We start from the raw sequence: 7,609 nt of genomic DNA, 5'->3' as shown, positions 1-7,609 counted from the left end.
TGGCTCAATCTATCGTTGTCAAAGACGCAGAATAAAAGCAGATAGAACATTTTCCTCCCATGGAGCACTTTACTATAGTGGTCAACATTGGTGGTCGCTGATAGATGGCTTAAAAGCGCCTCGGGAATGAAATCCAGAACCTGACTAAGGGAAACTTTGTGGTCATTGAATACTGACATAAATGTTTGATTATCAGTATAAATATACAAAATTTAAACGACAAAAACAAGTTAATTATTTGATTATCAGGTAATTGTAAAATTATTTTTTGCGCATATAAAAACAAAAAAGTCGGAAGAAAATCTTCCGACCATGACTAGGCCATACCCCTATTTTTATTAAAGACGTAGCAGATGTGCGCTACGGTAGTGCGGTGCGTTATGGCGCACTGACCTACAACGGCGAAGTAGATGCCGTGGGTGGTGTGGTTATGATGCTAAAAGGCGAAAACAGTAACGAGGTCGTAAAACGGATAAAAGAGAAATTACCGACCATTCAGAAATCTTTACCGGAAGATGTAACCATCGAGCCGTATTTAGACCGTACTGAATTAGTAGGCAGGGCAATGGGCACAGTGGAAAAGAACTTGATTGAGGGGGCTTTGATTGTAATTTTTGTGCTTGTTCTGTTCTTGGGCAACCTAAGAGCCGGACTAATCGTAGCATCTGCCATTCCATTAGCGATGCTGTTCGCATTGGGAATGATGAACGTATTTGGCGTTAGTGCCAACCTGATGAGCTTGGGAGCTATTGACTTCGGTTTGATTGTGGACGGAGCCGTTATTGTGGTGGAAGCAACCCTGCACCATTTGGGCTTGCGGAAATCCACCAATAAACTGACCCAAAGCGAAATGGACGAAGAAGTATTTTTGTCCGCTTCCAAAATCAGGACAAGTGCCGCATTCGGCGAAATCATTATCCTTATAGTATATATTCCAATCCTGACTTTAGTAGGTGTTGAGGGCAAAATGTTCACACCGATGGCGCAAACCGTAGGCTTTGCCATTTTCGGCGCATTGATTTTATCCCTGACCTATATCCCGATGATGTGTGCATTATTCCTGCCGAAAAAAGGACACGACAAGCCCAATTTCAGCGACAAGTTTATGGCAAAGCTGCAAGGCTTCTACCAACCTTTGTTGCAGAAAGCAATCAGGGTAAAATATTGGTTGGTGGGCATTACCACTGCTGTATTTGTAGTTACCGTTATCCTGTTCAGCAGAATGGGCGGCGAGTTCATCCCGCAGTTGCAGGAGGGAGATTTTGCCTTTCACTGTATTTTACCGCAGGGAAGTTCGCTCAACCAAAGTATAGAAACGTCGATGCAAGCATCCCGTATCCTTAAAGAATTTGACGAGGTTAAAATGGTGGTCGGAAAGACTGGAGCCGCCGAAGTACCTACCGACCCGATGCCGCCTGAAGCTACGGATATGATGATTATTCTTAAACCACAGGACGAATGGAAAAACAAGAAAAGCTACAACGAGTTAGGCGATGAAATGATGGAAAAGCTGTCCGTTATTCCGGGCGTTTTCTTCGAGAAGAACCAACCGATACAGATGCGTTTCAACGAGCTGATGACAGGTATTCGTCAGGATGTCGCCGTAAAGATTTTCGGGGAAAATATGGATACGTTGAGCGTGTACGCCAATAAGGTTAGCGAAGTGGTACAGCAGGTACAAGGCGCCACACCGCCACAGGTGGAAAAAGTAAATGGTCTGCCACAGATCAACATCGACTACGACCGTACCCGAATGGCTAATTACGGGTTGACGATACAACAGGTAAACGATATTGTAAGCACTGCATTTGCAGGTAAAGCCGCAGGTGTTATTTATGAGAACGAAAGACAGTTTGACCTGGTCGTTCGTTTAGATAGTGTACACCGAAGTAGCATCGAAGACGTAAGGAATTTGATGATACCAACTAATACAGGCTATCAAATACCATTATCACAGGTTGCTGAGATCAACTACAAATTAGATGCTGCGCAAATCAGCCGGGAAGCTGGGAAACGACGCATTGTTATTGGATTTAACGTAGCCGGACGTGATGTACAAAGTGTCGTTTCTGACATTCAGCAGCAACTTTCCGAAAAAGTGAAATTACCCACAGGTTACTATTTTACCTACGGTGGTCAGTTTGAAAACCTAAAAAAAGCCAGTAACCGCCTTATGATTGCCGTACCTGTATCACTGTTATTGATTTTCGCATTGCTTTATTTCACATTCCGTTCATTTAAGCAGGCAAGTCTGATTTTTACTGCTATCCCGATGAGTGCCATCGGTGGCGTCTTTGCTTTAATGCTTCGGGGAATGCCTTTCAGTATCAGTGCAGGTATCGGCTTTATCGCTTTGTTCGGCGTAGCCGTATTGAACGGTATCGTATTGATAGGCACATTCAACCAACTGAAAAAAGACGGTTGGGATGATGTCATTAAACGAACAATCGAGGGTACGAAAATCAGGTTACGTCCAGTATTGATGACGGCAACAGTGGCATCACTGGGGTTCCTACCTATGGCAATCAGCACCAGCGCTGGGGCAGAGGTACAAAAACCATTGGCTACGGTAGTAATTGGAGGATTAGTAACCGCTACATTCCTTACACTATTTGTACTGCCATTGCTCTATATCATATTCAATTCTAAATTTAATTTAAAAAGTAGTAAAAGTGTGAAAACAACCGTAATCGTTCTCTTACTGGGCATCGGTGGTATGACCACTGCAAATGCTCAGGAAAGGATAAACATAGATAATGCTATCAATACCGCATTGCAAAGCAATGGACAGGTTAACGTCAATAAGTCGGAGATTGATGCGGCTAAATACAATGTAAAGACCGCTAACGATATACCAATGACACAGGTATTTGTAGAAAATGAAGATTTAAGACCATCGGACAAAACGGGTATATGGAAAATCGGACTTACGCAAAGTATTGCGTGGCCCGGCTTATATGCTGCCCGCAAGGACTATTTAAAAGCACAGCTTAAATATTCCGAATTGAATACAGAGGTTATGAATGCAAATATTAGGAAAGACGTTAGAACGGCTTATTACCAGTTGTGGTTTTTGCAGGATAAAAACCTATTGCTGAAAAGCCTTGACAGCATTTATACAAACCTCTTCAATACAACGCAGGTTCGGGTTAGAACGGGCGACGTGGCAAAGCTCGACCAGATTGCTGCAGATGCCCAACTCAAACAGCTAAAAGCCTACGTGGAGCAGAACAATAAGGAAATCGTAATACAGCAGCAACAGTTAATGGTATTACTCAACCGTAATGAATGGATGCTCCCGGTAGATGAGCCGTTGCAGAAATTGGAAACAGGCTTGTATGATGAAAATAATGTGCACCCAATATTGCAGTTGCAGCAACAAAATGTAAGCGTTGCAGCGGCAAATATCAAAGTACAGAAGAACAGCAACCTGCCCGAATTTTCAGCAAGGGTATTCAGCCAGAGATTGTACGGCGTTTCAGATCCTTTTACGGGCTTTTCGGTTTCAATAGGTTTCCCGTTATTTGGCGCAGGGGCATATAAAAACAAAGTGAATGTAGCCAACAAGGAAAAGGAAGTACAGGAAAACCTATTGTCTTACCAAACGCAGGTAATGGCAACGGACAAGAAATCTGCCATCGCCGAAATGGAAAAGAATATGGCTTTGTTGAGCTTCTATGAAACATCGGGACTGCAACAGGCAAGGGATATTACCGAAGCGGCATCACAAAGCTACCGTTCGGGAGAAATCAGCTTTGCGGAGCTAAGCCAGTTCTTAACGCAGGCAATCAATATCCGCCAGAATTATCTGGACGTTCTGAACAGCTACAATCAATCATCAATTCAATACAATTACCTTAATAACAAATAAGATGAAAAATATATCGAAAATGTTTTTGGCAGCACTCTTTGCAGTTTCCCTGACCGCCTGCGGAGATAGTCAGAAAAAGGAAAGCGAAGACGGTCATAACCACGATCCCAAAACGGAAGAAAAAGCCGATACAGGGCACGGGGACGAGCACGGAGCCGAAGAGGGTTCCGCAACCGTTGCGGCACTTACGCCCGAGCAGATTGAAGCCGTAGGCATCAAATACGGTGTCGTGGAAATGAAAGAACTAACCGCCACCATTAAGGCGAATGGTATTTTAAGTTTACCCAACAGTAGCAAGGCAAACGCTACCTCTTTATACGGTGGCGTAATAAAGTCTATTAATGTGCAGATTGGGGATTATGTGCGCAAAGGACAGGTTATTGCCACCATTGCCAACCCGCAGTTTATCCAGTTGCAGGAAGAATACCTGACCATCAACAGCAAAATAACTTTTGCCGAACAGGAAATGCAAAGACAAAAGGAATTGAACACGGGCAATGCCGGAGCATTGAAAAACCTGCAAAACGCCACCGCCGAACTCAATGCGTTGAGAACACGGAAATCCTCTTTGCATCAGCAGATACAGCTAATGGGCATCAATCCAAATTCGGTCAGCAACAGCTCCCTTAAATCCTCGTTGGTGGTTACAAGCCCCATTAGCGGAGCTATCAGCAATGTGTACGGCAAAATCGGTAGCTATGTAGATGTTTCTTCGCCCGTGGCTGAAATAGTAGATAATAGTTCCCTGCATTTGCATTTGAACGTATTTGAAAAAGATTTGCCTATGATGAAAGCCGGGCAAACCATACATTTTACGTTGACCAATAACCCGGTAAACGAGTATGATGCGGTTATTTACGGTATCGGTTCCGCATTTGAAAACGATAGCAAGACCATTCCGGTACACGCCCGTGTAAAAGGCAATGTAAAAGGGCTGATTGACGGTATGAACATCACGGCAATCGTTAGCTTGGACAATGTGCTCTCCCCGTCAGTGCCGAATGATGCCATTGTAGATGCGGATGGCAAAAAATACATCTTTGTCATTACCGACAAAAAGCCGCAGGAAGCTGAAGAAGAAGAGGGACATGGCGGGCACGACCACGGCGATGAAAAAACAGCACATAAAGAGGAAGCGGCGAACACGGTAAATTTTGAAAAAATTGAAGTAGTAGCAGGCGTTTCCGAAATGGGATATACTGTTATAACTCCTGTAAATGAAGTTACCAAAGAAGCAAGAATAGTCATAAAAGGTGCATTTTTTATTAATGCTAAATTATCAGGTGGTGGCGGGCATGCCCATGCACATTAATAGATTTTCACTTTACTGATAGGTTGTCCTTCCTAACAACCTATCAGTTAAAATATTGCTTTAAATCAGATGATTACTTAATCTTTTTCATTCATTAAAGTTATTTGCATTTGCAACCAGGTTCCCAAAAGCTAAGGGTAATTTTGTTTTGTAAATAACACTAAACAATTAAAAAATATGTCAAAAATATGTTGTAGTACAGATAATAATCTGAACCTTGTAAAGAAAAAAGAGCACAAGCACAAATACGACAGTCATGGAAATCAGTTGTGTTGCGTCACAGAAGAAAAAGTTCATGAAAAAGCGGGAACAAAAGACCTGTTAAAAGACACAAACCATCAACAAAATGATGGGCATGGACATGGCGGAGCAAATTGTGGTGAGGATGACACTGGTGATTGTAAGGATGACGAAGACCATCACGGACACGACCATAGCGAACACGGTCATAAACACGACCATAAGAAAAAGGATAATCATGATCACGGGCACGACCACGGACACGATCACGGGCATGGACACGACCACGGTGACCACGACCACAGCCACGATATAGAGGGTAAAACGGCTTTTCAGCTATTTACACCCTCCGGTATTTCTTTGATTTTATTGCTGATTGCCATCGGGTTTGACAATTATTTTCCACAAGACTGGTTTACGGGTTGGGTAAGAATTGCCTGGTATGTTATTGCTTATGTACCCGTAGGTTTACCAGTAATCAAGGAAGCAATTGAAAGTATTCGTTTTAAGGATTTTTACTCGGAGTTCTTTTTAATGAGTATTGCTACCGTAGGTGCATTTGCTATAGGGGAATATCCTGAAGCGGTCGCAGTAATGTTATTCTACTCCGTAGGTGAGGTATTCCAGACGCTTGCGGTATCAAGAGCTAAAGGTAATATTAAAGCTCTTTTAGACCAACGCCCTGATGAGGTTACGATTTTGAAAGATGGCAAACCTGTTATCATTAAAGCTGAAGACGCAAACATTGGTGATATTATCCAGTTAAAGCCAGGGGAAAAATTAGGTTTAGATGGTGAACTTGTTTCGGAAAGTGCTTCATTCAACACAGCAGCACTAACAGGTGAAAGTAAACCAGACACAAAGGGCAAAGGTGAAACTGTATTGGCAGGTATGATTAATTTGAATACGGTAAGCCAGATAAGAGTAACAACAGACTATTCGGATAGTAAGTTGAGTAAGATTTTAGAACTTGTGCAGGATGCTACATCACAAAAAGCACCAACGGAATTATTTATCCGTAAATTTTCTAAGGTATATACACCAATAGTGGTATATCTATCTATCGCCATTACATTGCTGCCAATACTTTTTGTAGAAAATTATATCTTCAGCGAATGGCTGTATAGAGCTTTAGTATTCTTGGTTATCTCTTGTCCTTGCGCATTAGTTATTTCTATTCCCTTAGGTTACTTTGGAGGTATCGGGGCAGCGAGCCGTAACGGTATCTTATTCAAAGGTTCTAATTTCCTGGATATCCTTGCAAAAGTTCAGAATGTGGTAATGGATAAAACGGGAACATTAACCGAGGGAGTTTTTAAAGTACAGGAAGTGTTTATCAAACCTGAATATAACAAAGACGAAATACTAAACCTTGTTAACGTACTGGAAAGCCAAAGCACCCACCCTGTAGCAACAGCAATCCACAACTATTGGGGTGAAGTTGATACAAAAGTTAGCTTGGAAAATGTAGAAGAAATTGCGGGTCACGGTCTTAAAGCCACGGTCAATGGCAAAGAGCTATTAGCAGGGAATTTTAAATTGCTTGATAAATTCAATATAAGTCACGATGCTGATACAGCAAACATTGTATATACTGTTATTGCAATCGGCTATGGAGGTAAGTTTGTAGGTTATCTGACGATTTCTGACAGCATTAAAGTAGATGCTAAAATAGCGGTAGACAAACTGCATAAAATGGGCGTCAGAGCCACTATGCTAAGTGGCGATAAAAGTACGGTAGTACAACACGTTGCAGAGCAATTAGGAATTGACAGTGCTTATGGTGACTTATTGCCCGAAGACAAAGTGAACAAAGTAAAGGATATTAAATCCCGTAACGGTAGTGTAGCCTTTGTGGGCGACGGCGTGAACGATGCTCCTGTGATCGCATTGAGTGATGCAGGTATTGCAATGGGCGGTTTGGGAAGTGATGCAGCTATTGAAACTGCTGATGTAGTTATACAAGACGATATGCCGTCAAAAATACCAATGGCTATCAATATAGGCAAGCAAACAAAGAAAATCGTTTATCAAAATATTGTCCTTGCATTCGGAGTTAAGGCAATTGTATTAATTCTTGGTGCAGGAGGACTGGCAACAATGTGGGAAGCAGTATTTGCTGATGTGGGTGTAGCCTTATTAGCTATTCTGAATGCCGTGCGAATACAAAGAATGAAATTTTAATT

The 7,609-nt window shown here is 42.2% G+C and carries 2 protein-coding genes and 1 pseudogene; all 3 read left to right on the top strand.

Annotation, left to right across the window (positions count from 1 at the left end; genetic code table 11):
* Positions 1–322: 322 nt before the first annotated feature.
* Positions 323–3,871, top strand: a pseudogene (locus tag K319_RS20740) (CusA/CzcA family heavy metal efflux RND transporter); the annotation flags it as partial.
* Between the two features lies 1 nt (position 3,872).
* Positions 3,873–5,183: an efflux RND transporter periplasmic adaptor subunit gene (locus tag K319_RS0117785; RefSeq protein WP_027384837.1), complete on the top strand. Its 1,311-nt coding sequence runs from the start codon at positions 3,873–3,875 to the stop codon at positions 5,181–5,183.
* Between the two features lie 177 nt (positions 5,184–5,360).
* Positions 5,361–7,607 carry a heavy metal translocating P-type ATPase gene (locus tag K319_RS0117780; protein ID WP_051230782.1) on the top strand — a complete coding sequence of 749 codons (2,247 nt, stop codon included), beginning with the start codon at positions 5,361–5,363 and terminating at the stop codon, positions 7,605–7,607.
* Positions 7,608–7,609 lie beyond the last annotated feature (2 nt).

Origin of the sequence: Epilithonimonas caeni DSM 17710 (assembly GCF_000426465.1) — a bacterium.
GTDB lineage: Bacteria > Bacteroidota > Bacteroidia > Flavobacteriales > Weeksellaceae > Epilithonimonas > Epilithonimonas caeni.
This window is presented reverse-complemented; position numbering and strand designations above follow the sequence as displayed.